The organism is Streptomyces sp. NPDC006207, assembly GCF_040613835.1.
Taxonomy (GTDB): domain Bacteria; phylum Actinomycetota; class Actinomycetes; order Streptomycetales; family Streptomycetaceae; genus Actinacidiphila.
In genome coordinates, this window is the sequence record NZ_JBEXSX010000011.1 from 140,838 (window position 1) to 157,802 (window position 16,965).

14 protein-coding genes are annotated in these 16,965 nt (G+C 72.1%); 9 read left to right on the forward strand and 5 right to left on the reverse strand.

Features of this window, described 5'->3' with window-relative positions; all coding sequences use genetic code 11:
* The first annotated feature begins 8 nt into the window (after positions 1-8).
* The 8 genes from ABZ312_RS11990 (at position 9) to mug (ending at position 10,156) form a co-directional block, all read left to right on the forward strand.
* On the forward strand, positions 9-2,576 hold the full coding sequence (locus ABZ312_RS11990; RefSeq protein ID WP_500437461.1) for an ABC transporter permease: 2,568 nt from the start codon (positions 9-11) through the stop codon (positions 2,574-2,576).
* 59 nt (positions 2,577-2,635) lie between these two features.
* Positions 2,636-3,610: a TIGR03621 family F420-dependent LLM class oxidoreductase gene (locus ABZ312_RS11995; protein ID WP_500437462.1), complete on the forward strand. Its 975-nt coding sequence runs from the start codon at positions 2,636-2,638 to the stop codon at positions 3,608-3,610.
* Between the two features lie 69 nt (positions 3,611-3,679).
* Positions 3,680-4,111, forward strand: a complete 432-nt coding sequence (locus ABZ312_RS12000; protein WP_500331226.1) for a GNAT family N-acetyltransferase — start codon at positions 3,680-3,682, stop codon at positions 4,109-4,111.
* A 182-nt stretch (positions 4,112-4,293) separates the two neighbouring features.
* On the forward strand, positions 4,294-5,658 hold the full coding sequence (locus tag ABZ312_RS12005; protein ID WP_500331224.1) for a hemolysin family protein: 1,365 nt from the start codon (positions 4,294-4,296) through the stop codon (positions 5,656-5,658).
* The gene (locus ABZ312_RS12010) at positions 5,655-6,680 is read left to right on the forward strand and encodes a hemolysin family protein (RefSeq protein WP_500331222.1); all 1,026 of its coding nucleotides are present in this window, start codon (positions 5,655-5,657) and stop codon (positions 6,678-6,680) included. Before ABZ312_RS12005 ends, ABZ312_RS12010 begins: the two co-directional genes overlap by 4 nt.
* Positions 6,681-6,717: 37 nt before the next feature.
* Positions 6,718-7,488, forward strand: a complete 771-nt coding sequence (locus tag ABZ312_RS12015) for an SGNH/GDSL hydrolase family protein (RefSeq protein WP_500331220.1) — start codon at positions 6,718-6,720, stop codon at positions 7,486-7,488.
* A gap of 674 nt (positions 7,489-8,162) precedes the next feature.
* On the forward strand, positions 8,163-9,596 hold the full coding sequence (purB, locus tag ABZ312_RS12020; protein WP_500370968.1) for an adenylosuccinate lyase: 1,434 nt from the start codon (positions 8,163-8,165) through the stop codon (positions 9,594-9,596).
* Positions 9,597-9,664: 68 nt separating this feature from the next.
* Positions 9,665-10,156, forward strand: a complete 492-nt coding sequence (gene mug / locus ABZ312_RS12025; RefSeq protein WP_500437464.1) for a G/U mismatch-specific DNA glycosylase — start codon at positions 9,665-9,667, stop codon at positions 10,154-10,156.
* Positions 10,157-10,221: 65 nt separating this feature from the next.
* Here mug and ABZ312_RS12030 read toward each other — a convergent pair whose 3' ends face one another.
* Together ABZ312_RS12030 and ABZ312_RS12035 are read right to left on the reverse strand one after the other, a co-directional pair.
* Positions 10,222-12,363 (reverse strand): tetratricopeptide repeat protein, encoded by a 2,142-nt coding sequence (locus ABZ312_RS12030; protein WP_500437466.1) that lies wholly within the window; start codon positions 12,361-12,363, stop codon positions 10,222-10,224.
* Positions 12,364-12,543: 180 nt separating this feature from the next.
* On the reverse strand, positions 12,544-13,302 hold the full coding sequence (locus tag ABZ312_RS12035) for a hypothetical protein (RefSeq protein WP_500437468.1): 759 nt from the start codon (positions 13,300-13,302) through the stop codon (positions 12,544-12,546).
* Between the two features lie 300 nt (positions 13,303-13,602).
* Here ABZ312_RS12035 and ABZ312_RS12040 point away from each other — a divergent pair, with 300 nt between their 5' ends.
* Positions 13,603-14,028, forward strand: coding sequence for a hypothetical protein (locus tag ABZ312_RS12040; protein ID WP_500437470.1), 426 nt, complete (start codon positions 13,603-13,605; stop codon positions 14,026-14,028).
* Between the two features lie 149 nt (positions 14,029-14,177).
* On the opposite strand, the gene ABZ312_RS12045 is transcribed toward ABZ312_RS12040, so the two are convergent.
* From ABZ312_RS12045 to ABZ312_RS12055, 3 genes are all read right to left on the reverse strand, one after another.
* Positions 14,178-14,864 carry an HAD family hydrolase gene (locus ABZ312_RS12045; protein WP_500331213.1) on the reverse strand — a complete coding sequence of 229 codons (687 nt, stop codon included), beginning with the start codon at positions 14,862-14,864 and terminating at the stop codon, positions 14,178-14,180.
* 4 nt (positions 14,865-14,868) lie between these two features.
* Complete coding sequence (gene ribB / locus ABZ312_RS12050) at positions 14,869-15,519, reverse strand: 3,4-dihydroxy-2-butanone-4-phosphate synthase (RefSeq protein ID WP_500437472.1); 651 nt, start codon at positions 15,517-15,519, stop codon at positions 14,869-14,871.
* 98 nt (positions 15,520-15,617) lie between these two features.
* Positions 15,618-16,961, reverse strand: a complete 1,344-nt coding sequence (locus ABZ312_RS12055; protein WP_500331210.1) for a glycoside hydrolase domain-containing protein — start codon at positions 16,959-16,961, stop codon at positions 15,618-15,620.
* Positions 16,962-16,965: the final 4 nt, after the last annotated feature.

Consider the following 16,965-nt stretch of genomic DNA (forward strand, 5'->3'; position numbering starts at 1 on the left):
CCGGCGAAATGCTCCGGGCGACGCTGCGCAGCTTCCTGGCCCACAAGGGCCGGCTGCTGCTCAGCGCGCTCGCCGTCCTGCTGTCGGTGGCCTTCGTCACCGGCAGCATGATCTTCTCCGACACCGTCAACCGCACCTTCGACCGCCTGTTCGCCTCGACGGCCGCCGATGTGACGGTGGGCCCCCCGGAGGCCTTCAGCGAGGACCAGCAGTTCGCCTCCGGCCAGGTGCGCACCCTGCCGGCGTCCCTGCTGGACCGGGTGAAGGCGGTACGGGGCGTCGCCGACGCGCGGATCGACGTCACCGTGCACAACACCACCGTCGTCGACGCGGAGGGCCGGCCGGTGGAGCCGACCACCGGCGCCCTCACCGTGGCCACCAACTGGTCGGGGAACCCGCGCAGTCCCGTCCGGCTGACCAGCGGGCACGCGCCGCACGGCCCCGACGAGGCGCTGATCGACGCCGACACCGCGGCGAAGCGTCACCTGGAGATCGGCGACCGGCTGCGGGTGCTGGCACAGCCGGGCGCGTTCTCGGTCCGGCTCGTGGGCATCGCCACCTTCACCACGACCAATCCGGGCGCCGCCCTGTTGTTCGTCGACACCCCCACCTCGCAGTCCCGCCTGCTGGGCCGGACCGGTGTCGCGACTTCGGTGCAGGCCGACGCCGCACCCGGGGTCTCGGACGACGTGCTGAAGAAGCGGATCGCCGCCGCGCTCGGTCCGCGCTACACGTACACGACCCAGGCGGAGCAGGCGAAGTCGGCGGTGGAGAGCCTGGCCACCTTCCTGGACGTGATCAAGTACGTGATGCTGGGCTTCGCCGGGGTCGCGGTGCTGGTCGGGGTCTTCCTGATCGTCAACACCTACTCGATGCTGATCGCCCAGCGCACCCGGGAACTCGGCCTGCTGCGCGCGCTCGGGGCGGAACGCGGACAGGTGCGGCGGTCGGTGCTGGTGGAGGCGTTGCTGCTGGGGGCGGTGGGCTCCACCGTCGGCCTGGTCTGCGGAGTCGGACTCGCGGCGGGCCTCTTCCGGCTGCTCGGGGTGTTCGGGATGAACATCGACGCCGCCGAGATGGTCATCCGCTGGCGCGTGCCGGTCGCCGCGTACGCCGTCGGTCTGCTGGTGACGCTGGTCGCGGCCTACCTGCCGGCGCGCCGGGCGGCACGGGTCTCCCCCATGGCCGCGCTGTCCGACGCCGAGGTCGCCGGGAGCGGGCGGAGCCTGCGGTCGCGGGCGGTGGGCGGCGCGGTCGCGACGCTGGTGGCCGCGGGGACGCTGGCCGGGGCGGCGGTGGCCGGGAGCACCGGTGACGCGGCGACGTTCCTGGGGATCGGCATCGGTCTTTCGCTGATCGCGGCGGTGGTCGTGGGGCCGCTGCTGGTACGGCCGGTGATCCGGGTGCTCGGCGGGGCGTTCCCCCACGTGTTCGGTCCTGTGGGGCGGATGAGCCAGCGCAACGCGCTGCGCAACCCGCGCCGCACGGGTGCGACGGCCGGCGCGCTGATGATCGGGCTGGCCCTGGTCACCGGCATGTCCATCGCCGGCACGTCGATGGCGAGCTCCTTCGATCAGGAGATCGACAAGGCCCTGGGCGCGGACTACGTCGTGCAGGGCGACCACTTCGCGCCCTTCTCCCCGGAGATCACCGACCGCGTCCGGAAGGTGCCCGGGGCCGGGGAGGTGGTGCGGGTGCGCTACGTCTCCGTCCTGATGACCCTGCCCGACCACCGCACGACCAAGCTGACGGGCACCGCGATCGGCCCCGGCGCGGACCGGGCGCTCAACCTGGACTACGCCGCGGGCGACACGGCGCACGCCCTGGCCCGCGACAGCCTCTCGCTCTCCGCGGCGTACGCCGCCCACCACGGGCTGCGCGTGGGCAGCCGCATCCCCGTGCGCTTCGTCGACGGCCGCTCCACGACGTTCACCCTGCGCGCGCTGACCACCAGCCAGAGCACCCTGCTCGGGGACGACGCCACCCTCACCATGGGCCTGGCCACCGCCGAGCGGTTCCTCCCCCGCGGCCAGGACGCCGCGCTCTACGTGAACGCCGCCCCCGGCACCGACAAGCCCACGCTACGCGCGAACCTGGAACGGGCCCTCAAGCCGTACCCGCAGGTGGAGGTCCGTGACCAGGCCGACTACAAGCAACTGGTGCGCACCCAGATCTCCGTGCTGCTGAACCTGGTGTACGCCCTGCTCGGCCTGGCGATCATCATCGCCGTGCTGGGGGTCGTCAACACCCTCGCCCTGTCGGTGATCGAGCGCACCCGGGAGATCGGGCTGCTCAGGGCGATCGGTCTGTCGCGGCTGCAACTGCGCCGGATGATCCGGCTGGAGTCCGTGGTGATCGCGGTCTTCGGCGCGGTGCTGGGGCTCGCCCTGGGGCTGGTCTGGGGCGTGGTCACGCACGAGGTGCTGGCGCTGGAGGGCATGCGGGCGTTCACCGTCCCGTGGACCACGGTGGGGGCGGTCATGGCCGGTTCGGTGGTGGTCGGCCTGGTCGCGGCGTTGCTGCCGGCCCTGCGCGCCTCCAGGATGAACGTCCTCGCCGCGATCGCCCACGAGTGAGCGACCCGCGGGCGGGGAAGGTCGTTGACCGGCGGAAGGGTCGGGACGAGGGGGCGGTCATGGCACGACGGTTCCGGTTCGGTGTGAATCTGCTCGAGCCCGCGCAGGGCGACGCGTGGGAGCGCAAGTGCCGCCGGGCGGAGGCACTCGGCTACGACGTCCTCCAGGTGCCGGACCACCTGGACTGGCCCGCGCCGTTCCCCTCGCTGGTCGCGGCGGCGAACGCCACGCGGCGCCCACGGCTGGGGACCTTCGTGCTCAACGCCGCGTTCTGGAACCCGGTCCTGCTCGCCCGCGAGGTCGCCACCACCGCCCGGCTCACCGGCGGCCGCCTGGAGCTGGGCCTCGGCGCGGGGTACGTGCGCGCCGAGTCCGAACGCGCGGGCCTGGCCTACGGCACCGCCCGCGACCGGGTCGACCACCTGGAACGCACCGTCGAGGCGCTGACCGGGCTGCTCGCGGGGCCGCACGGCACGGACGGAACGGGAACGGACGGAACGGGAACGGACGGAACGGGATCAGGCAGAACGGACGGCGCCGGTGCGCCCCTGACCCCGCTGCTCCTGGGCGGGAACGGCCCGCGCATGCTGCGCCTCGCGGCACGGCACGCGGCCGTCGTCGCCTTCACCGGCGCCGAGGCCGACCCGGCCAAGGACGACGGCACGCTGCGGCTGCTGTCCGCCACGACCGTGGAGGAGCGGGTCGCCACCGCGCGCGGCTTCGCCACGTCGTACGGCACCGACCCCGAGTTCAACGTCCTCGTCCAGCGGGTCGTGATCACCGAGGACCGCGGGGCGGCGGCCGGGGAGTTCGCCCCGCACGCGCCGCACCTGGACGAGAAGGAGCTGCTCGACCTGCCGACGCTACTCGTCGGCACGGTCGCGGAGATCGCGGAGCAGCTGCGGCGGGGCCGCGAGCGCTTCGGCTTCAGCTACGTCACGGTGCTGGAACCCTCGATGGAGGCGTTCGCCCCGGTGATCGAGGAGCTGCGCCGCGACGAAGCAGGCGAAGGGCACGAGGAAGTGCACGAGTAAGACGGGTAGGAGCGCGGGGAGGCGTCATACGCTCGCCGCCCGGGCCTGGAGGATGGTTGGCTGACCCTCATGGACGATCTCGGGATACGCAACGCGGTACCGGCCGACGCCGAACGGGTGCTGGACTTCTGGAAGACGGCCGCCGAGGGCACCAGCGTCAGCGACGACCCGGAGGGCGTGGCGCGCCTGATCGCACGCGACCCCGAGGCCCTGCTGCTCGCCGAGGACGGCGGCGTGCTCGTCGGCACGGTCATCGCCGGCTTCGACGGCTGGCGCTGCCATCTGTACCGGCTGGCGGTCCACCCCGAGCGGCGGCGGCAGGGCATCGCCCGGGCCCTGCTGGCGGCGGCCGAGGAGCGCTTCACCGCGCTGGGCGGCCGGCGTGGCGACGCCATGGTGCTGGAGCGCAACGAGCGCGCCCACCACGCCTGGCGCTCGGCGGGCTACGCGCCCGAGCACCACTGGCGCCGCTGGACCAAGCCCTTCCAGCGCACCCGGTAGCGCGCCGGGCGGGTCCGGGGCGCACCTCCCTGGCCGCGTTCCCGGGCTGTCCGTTGCGCCCGCGCTTCCTACGATGGGCGTATGGACGACCCTGCGAGTCCGTCACGTCTCCCTTCCCGTCGCCCACGCCTGCAGCGCGCGGTCCACCCCGGCCTGACCGATCATGGGACGGAGGTGTCCCGATGACCGAAGTGCTGCTCCTGGCCGTCGCCCTGCTGCTGACCCTGGCCTGCGCCGTCTTCGTCGCCGCGGAGTTCTCCCTGACCACGGTCGAGCGCACCGACCTGGAACGGGCCGAGAAGGCGGGCGAGCGCGGTGCCTCCGCGGCCCTGCGGGCCGTGCGCAGCCTGACGGTGCAGCTGTCGGGCGCCCAGCTCGGCATCACCGTCACCGGCCTGGTGATCGGCATGCTGGCGCAGGCCTCCATCGCCGAGCTGCTGGCCGGCCCGCTGCGCGCGCTGGGGATGTCCGCCGCCGGGGCCGCGTCGCTGGGCCTGGTGCTCGGCACCGGCGTGTCCACGGTGGTGCTCATGGTGGTGGGCGAGCTCGTCCCCAAGAACTGGGCGATCTCCCGGCCGCTGCCGGTGGCCAAGGCCGTCGCCCCGCCGCAGACCGTCTTCACCGCCGCCTTCGGCCCGCTGATCCGCCACCTGAACAACACCGCCAACCGTGTGCTGCACCGCCTGGGCATGGAACCCACCGAGGAGCTCGCCTCGGCCCGCAGCCCCGAGGAGCTGGTGGCCCTCGCCCGGCACTCCGCCCGGGCGGGCGCGCTGGAGGCCGACACCGCCGAGCTGTTCGTACGGACGCTGAGCCTGGCCGGGCTGACGGCCGAGAACGTGATGACCCCCCGGGTCCAGGTGGTCGCCCTGGAGGAGGGCGCCACCTGCCAGGACGTCGCCGACATCACCCGCGCCACGGGGCTGTCCCGCTTCCCCGTGCACCGCGGCGGCCTGGACAACGTCATCGGCATCGTCCACATCAAGGACGTCCTGGCCGTGCCCTACGAACGCCGCGAGGGCCACCCCATCACCCCGCTGCTGCGGGAGCCGGTGCCGGTCCCCGAGACGCTCGGTGTGGACCGGCTGCTGGACCGGCTCTCCGGCTCGATGAGCATGGCCGTCGTCATCGACGAGTACGGCGGCACCGCGGGCGTCGTCACCCTGGAGGACATCGTGGAGGAGGTCGTCGGCGAGGTCCGCGACGAGCACGACCCGCAGGAGACCCCCGACCTGGCCTTCATCCACCAGGACCGCACCGGCCGCCGCGTCTACGACGCCGACGGCGCGGTGCGGACCGACCGGCTCGCGCACATCGGCCTGCGGGCCGGGAACGGCCCCTACGAGACACTGGCCGGCCTGGTGGCCGAGCGGCTCGGGCGGATCCCCGCCACCGGCGACACCGTCGAGGTGAACGGCTGGATGGTCGAGGTCACCGACGACTCGCACCACCGTGCGGCGCACGTACGGCTGATCTCGCCGGCGCCGCGCGCGCAGAACGGGCTCGCCCCGCAGGACGCGGACGACGGGACGGCGGGTGCGCGATGATCTTCCTGCAGTTGTTCATCGGCGCGCTGACCCTGGTCGTGAACGCCTTCTTCGTCGGCGCCGAGTTCGCGATGATCTCCGTCCGGCGCAGCCAGATCGAGCCCCGCGCGGAGGCCGGGGAGCGCGGGGCGCGCCACGTGCTGTGGGGTCTGCAGCACCTGTCGCCCCTGATGGCCGCCGCCCAGCTGGGCATCACGCTGTGCACCCTGGTGCTGGGCATCGTCGCGGAACCGGCCATCGAGCACCTGCTCGCGCCGCTCTTCCACCTGCTGCACGTACCGCAGGGCGCCATCCACGCCCTGTCGTTCGCGATCGCCCTGACCCTGGCCACGTACGCGCACATGCTGCTCGGCGAGATGGTGCCGAAGAACATCGCGCTCGCCGCCCCGGAGCGGACCGCCCTCGTCCTCGGTCCCCCGCTGGTCACCCTGGCGCGGGCGCTGCGCCCGGTGATCTTCACGATCAACGCCTTCGCGAACGGGCTGCTGAAGCTGCTGCGGGTCGAGCCGAAGGACGAGGTCGCGGCGGTGTTCTCGGACGACGAGCTGGCCCGGATGGTCACCGACGCCGGCCAGGCCGGGCTGCTGGACGAGCGCGCCGCGATCCGCCTGCAGGACGCCCTCGAACTGGGCCGCCGCCCGGTCCGTGCGGTCGTCGTCCCGTGGGAGCGCGTGGTGTCCGCCCGCTTCGGGATAACCCCGGCGGGGCTGGAGCGCCTGGCCGCGCGGTCCGGGTTCTCGCGCTTCCCCGTGACCGACGACGCCTGCCGCATCCTGGGCTACCTCCACGTGAAGGACGCCCTGGCCCTCGGCCCCAGCCGCCACGACCAGCCCTTCCCGCGGGGCGCCCTGCGCCGGATCACCCGGGTCGTCGCGGCCACCCCGCTGGACGACGTCCTGGCGGCGATGCGGGCCAGCGGCGCGCACCTGGCGGCGGTCGTCGACGACCAGGGCCGCGGCATCGGCCTGGTCACCATGGAGGACGTGCTGAAGGAGCTCGTGGGCCACGCACCGGCCGCCTGAAGCGACGGTCCGCGGGGCCGGTAGGATCACGCGCGCCATGCAGATGAACGCCACCCACACCAGCTTCGTCGCGCTCGGCGACTCCTTCACCGAAGGCATGTCCGACGCGCTCCCCGACGGCTCCTACCGGGGCTGGGCGGACCTCCTCGCCGGGCGCCTGTCCGCCCACGCGCCGGGCTTCCGCTACGCCAACCTGGCGGTACGCGGGAAGCTCATCCAGCAGATCGTGGACGAGCAGGTGGAGACCGCCGCCTCGATGGAGGCCGACCTGGTGACCCTGGTGGGCGGGCTCAACGACGTGCTGCGCCCCAAGTGCGACGTGGCGAGGGTGTGCGCGCTGCTGGAGGAGGCGGTGGAGCGGCTGGCGCCGAACTGCCGGCAGCTGGTGCTGATGCGCAGCCCGGCCCGCCGGGGCCCGGTCGCGACCCGATTCCTGCCCCGCATGGAGCAGCTGTTCGGCTTCGTCGACGACCTCGCCGCCCGGCACGACGCGCTCGTCGTGGACCTGTACGGCGCCCATGTGCTGGGCGACCCGCGGCTGTGGGCGGACGACCGGCTGCACCTGGACGGCGAGGGCCACCGCCGCGTCACCGAGGCGGTCTGGCAGACCCTCGGCCACACCCCGCAGTTCGACTGGACCGAGCCGCTCCCCACGTACGTGCCCCTGTCGTGGCCCGCCCGCCGCGCCGCCGACCTGCGCTTCACGCGCCGGCACCTCGTCCCCTGGATCGGCCGCCGCCTGACCGGCCGCTCCTCCGGCGACGGCCTGCCGCCCAAGCGCGCCGAACTGGTGCCGTTCGAGCTCTGAGCGGGCCCCGGCGGCGCCACGGCAAGAGGTCCGACGAGCCCCCGTCCGTCCGTTCCGCCGCGGGCAACAATGCGGGAACACCTGGCCACGGCCCGGCCCGCGGGTGCGCCCCGCCGGCCCACGGGACGGCGGGGCGCCTTCGTCATGTGCGGGGTCTACCAGTTGATGTCGTAGGAGCCCCACTGGATGTCGTTCGCCGGCCATCCGATGTCGCGCATGTGCCCTCCCCTCATCTGCGGATCCGGGTCGGGGAAACGCTATGGAGATCATGTCCGGGCGACTAGATCGCATTCGGCCATGACGGCATGCGCATGACCTAACTTGCCGTCGACCACCGACCAGGGCGCCTGCTTGGCGCGATCTCCACCAGCTCGCGCGGGCCGAGCCGGACGGATGACCGGCAGTCGTGACAGGTCCGGACGTCAGCACCGCCGGGACCGCCCGGGGCGGGCGTTGCCGCCGGGGAGGCGGGCGGGCTGGAGGTCGCGCGGGCCCCGGGCCTTCCGCCAGGCCTATCGGGCGCCGTAAGCCTTCCGGGTGGCCCTCGGTGGTCGGTCCGGCGACGAACGGACCCAGCCCGCGTACCCCCGGGCACTCCCGGGCCCCCACGGCGCTACGCGCATAGACCGGTGCGGGGCGCTGACCTGCGCCGACGCGCAGTAGAATCTCGCTACGTGACTTCCAAGCCCCGCATCCCCAACGTCCTGGCCGGCCGCTACGCCTCCGCGGAGCTCGCCACCCTGTGGTCCCCCGAGCAGAAGGTGGTGCTGGAGCGCCGTCTGTGGCTGGCCGTGCTGCGGGCCCAGAAGGACCTGGGGATCGAGGTGCCGGAGCAGGCCCTCGCGGACTACGAGCGGGTGCTGGAGCAGGTCGACCTGGCGTCGATCGCCGAGCGGGAGAAGGTCACCCGGCACGACGTCAAGGCGCGCATCGAGGAGTTCAACGCCCTCGCCGGGCACGAGCACGTCCACAAGGGCATGACCTCGCGCGACCTCACCGAGAACGTCGAGCAGCTGCAGATCCGGCTCTCCCTGGAGCACGTGCGCGACCGCACCGTCGCCGTGCTGACCCGGCTCGGCAGGCTCGCCGCCGAGTACGCGGAGCTGGTCATGGCCGGCCGGTCGCACAACGTGGCCGCCCAGACCACCACCCTCGGCAAGCGCTTCGCGACCACGGCCGACGAGCTGCTGGTGGCCTTCGCTCGGGTCGAGGACCTGCTGGGCCGCTACCCGCTGCGCGGCATCAAGGGCCCGGTCGGCACCGCGCAGGACATGCTCGACCTGCTCGGCGGCGACACCGCCAAGCTCGCCGAGCTGGAGCGGCGGATCGCCTCGCACCTCGGCTTCTCCGAGGTCTTCACCTCCGTCGGCCAGGTCTACCCGCGCTCGCTGGACTACGACGCCGTCACCGCGCTGGTGCAGCTGGCCGCCGCGCCGTCCTCGCTCGCCAAGACGATCCGCCTGATGGCCGGCCACGAGCTGGTCACCGAGGGCTTCAAGCCCGGCCAGGTCGGATCCTCGGCCATGCCGCACAAGATGAACACCCGCTCCTGCGAGCGCGTCAACGGCCTGGCGGTCATCCTGCGCGGCTATGCGTCGATGGTGGGCGAGCTGGCCGGCGACCAGTGGAACGAGGGCGACGTCTCCTGCTCCGTGGTGCGCCGGGTCGCCCTGCCGGACGCGTTCTTCGCCTTCGACGGCCTGCTGGAGACCTTCCTGACGGTCCTCGACGAGTTCGGCGCCTTCCCGGCCGTCATCGCCCGCGAGCTCGACCGCTACCTGCCGTTCCTCGCCACGACGAAGGTGCTCATGGGCGCGGTGCGGGCCGGCGTCGGCCGCGAGCTGGCGCACGAGGTCATCAAGGAGCACGCGGTCGCCTCCGCGCTGGCGATGCGCGAGAAGGGCGTGGAGCGCAACGAGCTGCTGGACCGGCTCGCCGAGGACGAGCGCATCCCTCTCGACCGCGCCCAGTTGGACGCGCTCATGGCCGACCGCCTCTCCTTCACGGGTGCGGCCGCGGACCAGGTCGCGGAGGTCGTACGCCGGGTCGGCGAGGTCGCCGAGCGCCACCCGCAGGCGGCCGCCTACACCCCCGGGGCCATCCTCTGACCACGGTCGGGCGCACCCGCCCCACCCAGGACGAGCTGGAGGCCGCCCGCGACCGCGTCATCCCCGACGTGATCGCGGACGGCCTGGGGGTGCTCTTCTGCGGCATCAACCCCGGGCTGATGTCGGCCGCCACCGGTCACCACTTCGCCCGCCCCGGCAACCGCTTCTGGCCCGTGCTGCACGCCTCCGGCTTCACCCCGCGCCGGCTCGACCCCGCGGAGCAGGACGAACTCCTGGCGTACGGGCTGGGGATCACCAACGTCGTCGCGCGCGCCTCCGCCCGGGCCGACGAACTGACCCGCGACGAACTGCTGGAGGGCGGGCGGCTGCTGACGGAGAGGGTCCTGCGCCACGAGCCGCGCTGGCTCGCCGTCGTGGGCGTCACCGCCTACCGGGTCGCCTTCGCCGAGCCCCGCGCCCGCATCGGCCCCCAGGAACGCACGGTCGGCGGCACCCGGATCTGGGCCCTGCCCAACCCCAGCGGCCTGAACGCCGGTTGGTCGACGCAGGCGATGACGGAGGAATACGGCCGCCTCCGCGACGCGTCGGGCCAGAAGTAGCGGCCGGGCGACATGCGCTCATTCCTTCCGAGCTCGTTCTGTCGCGGATCGTCGGCCGCCCCTGGTCAGAGGGAGCCCAATTCGTCCCTCATCCCTATGGCGTCAGGGTGGCCGAGGGCCTCCAAGATCTCCACGGCCCGGCGCAAGTGATCCCTGGCCTCCAGCAACCGGCCGCTGCTCTGATGCGCCCGCGCGAGGATGCGCAACGTAGCCGCCTCATGTAGGCGGTTACCCACGGCCACGTGCAAAGCCAGCGCCTGCAAGCCGAAGTCTGCCGCCTCGTCGAAATGCCCCAAGGCCAGGTGAGTGTCGGCCAGTTTGTCGAGCACCAAAGCTTCTCCGAACGGATACTGCAGCTCGTGGAAGATCGACAAAGACCTCTGTAGCGAGGAGATCGCTTCGTTATTGCGCCCCAAGGCGCGGTAGGCAGGCGCGAGGTTCTCCAGGGAGTGTGCGGCCAAGGTGGCATTGCCATTCCGTTCGGCGACGGCCAGAGCCTCGGTGAGGATGTCGGCGGCCTCTTCAGAGCGACCGAGCCACGACAAGGCGTCCCCGATGCTGTTGAGGCACCACCCCTCGTCCTCGCCGAGCTCGCGGCACGCGGCCAGCGCCTCGGTGTTGCTCTGCAAGCTCTCCTCGAACCGTGCGCAGTACGCGAAAGCAGCTCCCAGGTTGCGCAGCGCGTTCATCTCCGCCTGCCGGTCCCGAAGGCGTGCAGCCGCGCCCACAGCGATCTGGCAAGCCTCGACCCAGTCGGTGGTCGGCCGCTGTAGCTGGAAGAACCACCTGAGGGCCAGGGGAAGTTGCCACGCGACGGCGTACTCACCGGCATCGACGGCCAGGCGGCAAGCGGCAAGGAGATTGAGGATCTCCAGCTCGCACCACTTTGTCGCCATGGCCTGAGTAGGGAAGTTCTGCACCGGCAGGCCCGCTGGGTCGTCTCCCCCTGAGGCGCCGGCAGCGCTGGATCTCGACCGGGGGGCCAATTGGAGTGCTGCCTTCTGCGCCGACAGCAGATACCACGTCAGGAGCCGTTTCACCGCTTCCGAGCGGGTCTGCTCGTCGTCATCCGAAGCGCATTCGCAGGCGTAGTCACGCAGCAGGTCGTGGAATCGGTACCGATCCGGTCCCACGACCTCGATCAGGTAAGAACCGACCAGCCGCCCCAGATAGCGAACGGTCTCCCCCAATGAGCGGCCGGTGACGGCAGCGGCCGCCGCAACACTGAAGTCGGGACCCGGGATGAGGGACAGCATGCGGAACGTGCGTGCCGCTTCCGCAGACAGATCACGGTAGGACCAGGAGAAGACCACCCTGACCGCGGTCGACTCGTCGTCGTCGTAGGTAGCCAGCGCGTCCAGTCGGCGATTCCCAGACTCAAGTTGGGTCGCGAGGTGTTCCAAGGAAAGGCTCGGGTGGATCGCCACCCGTTCGGCAGCGATGCGCAGGGCCAGAGGGAGCTGGACACAACGGCTGGTCAGCCTGGCGGACGCGTGAGGTTCCGCGTCCACACGCTCCCTGCCCAGAATGGATCGCAACAGATCCACCGACTCTTCGGACGTGAGGGTCTTGAGGTCGATGCGATGCGCTCCCTCCCGGGCAACCAGGCCACCCAGCTGGCTGCGGCTGGTCACCAGTACCAGCGAGGACGACGACCCGGGGAGGAGCGGCCGCACTTGGGCGGCACTACGCACATTGTCCAGGAGGATGACGAGGCGACGCGCACTGGTGACCTGCCGGTACAACGCCGTCCTGCCGTCCAAATCGGCCGGAATGCTGGCCGCATGGACACCGAGACTCACGAGGAAGTACTCAAGGGCTTGATGGGCGGAGAGCGGAGGGCCTGTGTCGTAGCCCTGCAAGTTGAGGTGCAGGTCACCGTCGGCGAAGCGCTCACGCACGGAATGGGCCCAGTGAACGGCCAGGGCGGTCTTGCCGACGCCGGCGAAGGCCGAGATCACCACGGTGGACTGCAGTCCGGCACCATAGTGAGCGAGGAACGCGTCGAGTTGGGCCAACTCGACCGTCCGGCCGGTGAAGTGGGTCGGCCTTGAAGGAAGTTGTCGGGGAACGACCAACGGCCCGCGCTGCGCGGAGTGAATGTGGACATCTCCAACGATTTTCCGTGCCTGTATGACGTTATCAGCCGTCCCGGGAAATTCGTTGTGCATCCCCTGGGATGGACGTGGATCGTTACGGTCTGCCATGAGGCCACACCCATCTCAGAATGGTTCTCGACAGGTTAGCGGCGCCCGCCTCCCACTGTCCATGACGGGCAAACCGGATGTATGGGTCGCACCGGATCGGCAATGCCGATGCCGCCTCGCCGACAAGTCGTTTCGACGTGAGGGCGGCCCGCGGGGCGACATGTGGCACGCTGTCCTGATTCAGCCGAACGCCCCGCGGGGAAACTGCCCGGCGAAGACCAGTGCGTTGGACGGCATCCGAAGCCCCACCATGGAACCGTCGTGCAACGCTGTTCCCGCCGGCAGGACGACGAGGTCACCCACCTCGATCGTCCAGACCAGACACACGATCCTCGACACCTCGGACGGGTGCCCGACAAGAAACTCCCGCAACTGCGCGGTGGTCGGGATATTGCCGCTGTCTCCGTGCCTCACCCGGTCGGAGAGGTGGAGGGCGGACATATTCAGCGCGACGACGACTGCGCGTGACCCTGGCCCCATGTTGTGGAGGACACGCTGTTCCGAGGACTCGACGCGAATGCCTCGTGGGTACCGCTCACCCTCGCCGGCTTCCGTGAGGGTGTTGTCGTAGTGCAGCCCCACCCATCGGGCCGGGCCGGATTCCGAGTACTGGGTGATCCTCGGATCCATCACCGTGGTCGTGCGGGTGCCCGGCCGGGCCCGGAGCACGTCCACCAGCCGTGCTCGGTGCAGACCGAGCCTGTACGAGGATCCCTGATGAGGGACGAAGTTCGCTTGCCGGGCCTCGGCCGCGGCAGCAGCCACCACGCCCTCGCAGTCCCGAAGCCGGCCGAAGCCCAGGCACAGGCCCGGCGGGGTGTCGGCACCGGCAAGGGACGGCACCAGACGCCTGAGTCGCGCAGGGGTCAAGGGCACTGCCGCGTCCGGGACGATCGCGTGCTCGGCGAAGCCGTCGCGGACCTCGTCCGCCGCCGCCATCCGGACTCCGCAAACCGACACACGGCCGGAGTGCTCCCTCAACCACTCGCCGGAGCAGTCTAGTCTCACCGACCTGTCATCCACTCGCATCGCAGCCAGGGCGATGTCCACGGGCTCAGTACCCACATGTCGTCCTCACGATCGACCGCCGGCCGCGAGCATCGGTCTCACGACACCCTGGCACCCGCACATGCTCGGCCGTTCCCACCCTGCATCCGTTGGGCCGGTGACACATTCACCTCCTGTGCGGAGCGTGACGGCAACGATACCGTGGAGCGCGACAAAAGGGGAGGGATACCGATGCCCGACGCTACTTCGGCCCAGGTGGTGGCCACGATGGTCAGCGCAGCGGCCTCCGGCGCCGCGACCGAGGCGGGGCGCGAGGCGTGGACGTCACTCATCGATCTCGTGCGCCGGTGCCTCGGTCGTTCAGGGACGAGCTCGGAAGAGGAGACGTCCGCCCCGGATCCTCACGATCCGGAGCAAGTCCGCGTGCTCATCGGAACAGTGCTGGAAGAGGCGGGACGCAGCGTCGAGTTCGCGGCTGCCCTGCGCCAGTGGCTCGAAACCACTGGTGCCGTCCATGCCTCCGTCCCGCAGTCGACGGGAGTGCATAACGAGGTGACCGGCAACGCCCGGGTGGGCACGGTGGTCCAGACCCACACGGTGAACGGAGGGATCAGCCTCGGGAACACTTCTGTCTCCGAGCGAGGTGAACCTCGGTGACCAACCCGAGCTCCCGAGGCATGGGGAAGATGGTGGACGCTTCCGGTCACCTGGCCGCGGGGCACCGGAACCACCACCGCAGCCCCGGCGCGTGGGACGCCGCCCTCCGGGCCGCGTCCTGACACCGCCCGCCCGGTCCCGGAGGCCGCTCACGGGGTGCCCCCGTGGACCAGGGGTCCGGGACGTGGCGCGAGCAGCCGGGTCAGGAGCGGGAGGGCGGCGGCGGTCGTGGGGGCCTGGGCGGCGGGCAGGTGGGCGACGTCGGGCGGCAGCGGCATGCCGCCGCGGGGGACGGCGAGGACGCGCATGCCGGCCGCGGTCGCCGAGCGGATGCCGTCCGGGGAGTCCTCGACGGCCAGGCAGCCGGACGGCGGCATGCCGATCTCGGCCGCCGCGCGCAGGTAGGGGTCGGGCGCGGGTTTGCCCCGGGCCACGTCCTCCCCGCACACGACGGCGCTCAACCGTCCCGTCAGGCCCAGTCCGTCGAGGACCGCCAGGACGAAGCGGCGCGGGCTGGCCGTGGCCAGGCCCACGGGGCCGTGCCGTCCGGCTTCGAGGACCAGGTCCACGGCGCCGGGCAGCGCCCGGACCCGGCCCGCGGCCACCTCGCCGGTCGCCGCGGTGGTGCAGGCCTGGACCACCTCGGCGGGGCTCGCCGTGCCACCGCACAGTCCGGCGACGTACGCCGCCCAGCCGCCGTTGCCGTGCAGGGCGGCGGTGTCCTGCGCCCGCCAGCGGTGACCGTGGCGGGCGGCGAAGGCCGCGCAGACACGGACCCATGCGTCCGCACTGTCGACCAGCGTGTCGTCCAGGTCGAAGATCGTCGCTCGGCTCATCCGGTCACACCGTCGCGGGGTCCGCGAGGCGCGGCCCGTTCGACAGCTGCTCGATCGAGATGAGCGCCAGGCCGTGCCGGTCGGCGAAGGCCCGCAGCCGGTCGAAACGGGCGACCGAACCGTCGTCCTCGCAGACCTCGCTGATCACACCGACCGGCGGCAACCCGGCCAGGCGCAGCAGGTCGACGGTGGCCTCGGTGTGCCCGCGCCGCTCGGCGATCCCCCCGGGGCGGGCGCGCAGCGGGAAGACGTGCCCGGGGCGGTGCAGTTCGTCGGGCCGGGTCGCCCGGCCGGCCAGCGTCCGTACCGTCCGGGCCCGGTCCGCGGCGGAGATCCCGGAGCCGACGCCGACCGCGTCGACGGAGACGGTGTACGCCGCCGTGTCGAGGCCGGGGCCGGGCGGGACCATCAGCGGCAGTTCCAGGCGGTCGGCGATCTCCGGCGCCAAGGGCGCGCAGATCAGGCCGCTGGTCCAGCGGACGAAGAACCCCATGGTCTCCGCGGTGGCGAACTCGGCCGCCATGACCAGGTCGCCCTCGTTCTCGCGGTCCTCGTCGTCGACCACGATGACGGGCCGCCCGGCCCGCAGGTCGCCGACGGCGGTCGCCACCGCGTCCAGGCCCGCAGCCGAGCGCGGCGCCGATGCTGACGTCACAGATCCAACCTCTCCTCGCAGTAGCGCTTCCTGCGGGATGCATCGGTGACCGAACGGGGGAGCTTGAGAAGTCCGTACGCCGAACGGGCTTTCCCCGCTCAACAGCGCGGGATCGGCTTGCTGTAACCCGTCGTGCCGGGCGTGGCGACGTAGTGGTCGGAGACGTAGCGGCCGTTGTCGAGGCGGTTCCAGATCTTGGTGGCGCCGACCTTGGATCCGGACTTCTGGCAGACGACCCAGGCCAGCGCGCCGTTCGGGGAGGTGCCCTTGGCGGCGTAGGAGGTGCCGGGACCGCTGCGTTCGGTGAGGCCGCCGGGCGCGGTGACCTGGTAGGGCAGGACGCAGCGGGGCAGGGGGGCGCTGTAGCCCGTGGCCGACGGGGTGCTGACGTAGTGGTCGCTGACGTAGGTGCCGTCGGTGAGCTTGTCCCACACGGAGGTGGTGCCCACCTTCAGGCCCGGGGCCTGGCAGACGACGCGCAGGGCGGAGCCGGGCGCATGGGTGGTGACGACGGGATGGGTCGTCGAGGGGCCGCTGCGCGCCTTGAGGGCGGTGGAGCTCGTCACCGTGTAGCCGAGGGCGACGGTGGCGACGGGCGCGTCGAGCCGGTCGTTGTCGATGTTCACGGTGACGCCGCCGTAGGTCTCGTCGTGGCCGCCGCGGTACTGCTTCGCGCGCTGGTGGACGGGCCACTTGGCGTCGGCGACGCCGGTCCAGCCCTTGAGGGTGTCGGCGCCGTCGTAGCGGGCGATCCACAGGGCGTCGGGGCGGGCGTAGGAGGCGGAGGCGTAGACGTCGGCGAGCTGCTTGGCGCCGAGGTTGAGGTTCATGTAGACGCCGGAGACGTAGCCCAGCCGGTGCAGTTCCTTCGTCCAGGCCGACAGATAGGTGAGGACGCCGGTGCGGCAGGCGGCGTCGTCCTGGGCGTAGTTCTCGATGTCGTTGTAGAGGGCGCTGCCGGGCTGCATGCCGAGGGCCTTGGCCGCGGCGACGGCCTCGCCGGCCGCCCTGGTGCCCTCGGTCCGCGCGGAGCCGGGGGTGGTGCTGATCTTGGCGTCACCGGGCCGGGCGCCGCAGGGCGGCTGCAGGCCCTTGTGTATGGGCAGCAGGCGCCACTTGAGCCGGGCGACGGAGGTCACCCAGGAGGCGGTGAGCTGCGGCTGGGCGCAGGTGCGGTTGACCCCCGATACGTACACGCCGAGCGCGCGGTACGGGGAGGCGTTCCACGCCTGGATCGTGGTGAGCGGCGGCGCGGTGCACGTGTCGAAGGCGAGCCCGGAGTAGCGGGTGGCGCCCGCCCCCGCGGGGTAGCCGGCCGCGGTGGCGGGCTCGGCGGAGGCCGCGGGGGCGAGGACGAGGGCGGTGGCGCCGCCCAGGAGCAGGGCGGAGGCGGCGGCGAGGAGTCTTCGCGCGGCGCGGTGGAGGAAGTGCGGGTTCGGCATGACG

Coding starts and splice junctions, on each gene's coding strand:
- ABZ312_RS11990 (WP_500437461.1), top strand. CDS start 9: ATGCTCCGGGCGACGCTGCGCAGCTTCCTGGCCCACAAGGGCCGGCTG.
- ABZ312_RS12055 (WP_500331210.1), bottom strand. CDS start 16,961: ATGCCGAACCCGCACTTCCTCCACCGCGCCGCGCGAAGACTCCTCGCC.
- ABZ312_RS12035 (WP_500437468.1), bottom strand. CDS start 13,302: ATGGCGGCGGCGGACGAGGTCCGCGACGGCTTCGCCGAGCACGCGATC.
- ABZ312_RS12045 (WP_500331213.1), bottom strand. CDS start 14,864: ATGAGCCGAGCGACGATCTTCGACCTGGACGACACGCTGGTCGACAGT.
- ABZ312_RS12030 (WP_500437466.1), bottom strand. CDS start 12,363: ATGGCAGACCGTAACGATCCACGTCCATCCCAGGGGATGCACAACGAA.
- ABZ312_RS12005 (WP_500331224.1), top strand. CDS start 4,294: ATGACCGAAGTGCTGCTCCTGGCCGTCGCCCTGCTGCTGACCCTGGCC.
- ABZ312_RS12010 (WP_500331222.1), top strand. CDS start 5,655: ATGATCTTCCTGCAGTTGTTCATCGGCGCGCTGACCCTGGTCGTGAAC.
- ABZ312_RS12040 (WP_500437470.1), top strand. CDS start 13,603: ATGCCCGACGCTACTTCGGCCCAGGTGGTGGCCACGATGGTCAGCGCA.
- ABZ312_RS12000 (WP_500331226.1), top strand. CDS start 3,680: ATGGACGATCTCGGGATACGCAACGCGGTACCGGCCGACGCCGAACGG.
- ABZ312_RS12015 (WP_500331220.1), top strand. CDS start 6,718: ATGCAGATGAACGCCACCCACACCAGCTTCGTCGCGCTCGGCGACTCC.
- ABZ312_RS11995 (WP_500437462.1), top strand. CDS start 2,636: ATGGCACGACGGTTCCGGTTCGGTGTGAATCTGCTCGAGCCCGCGCAG.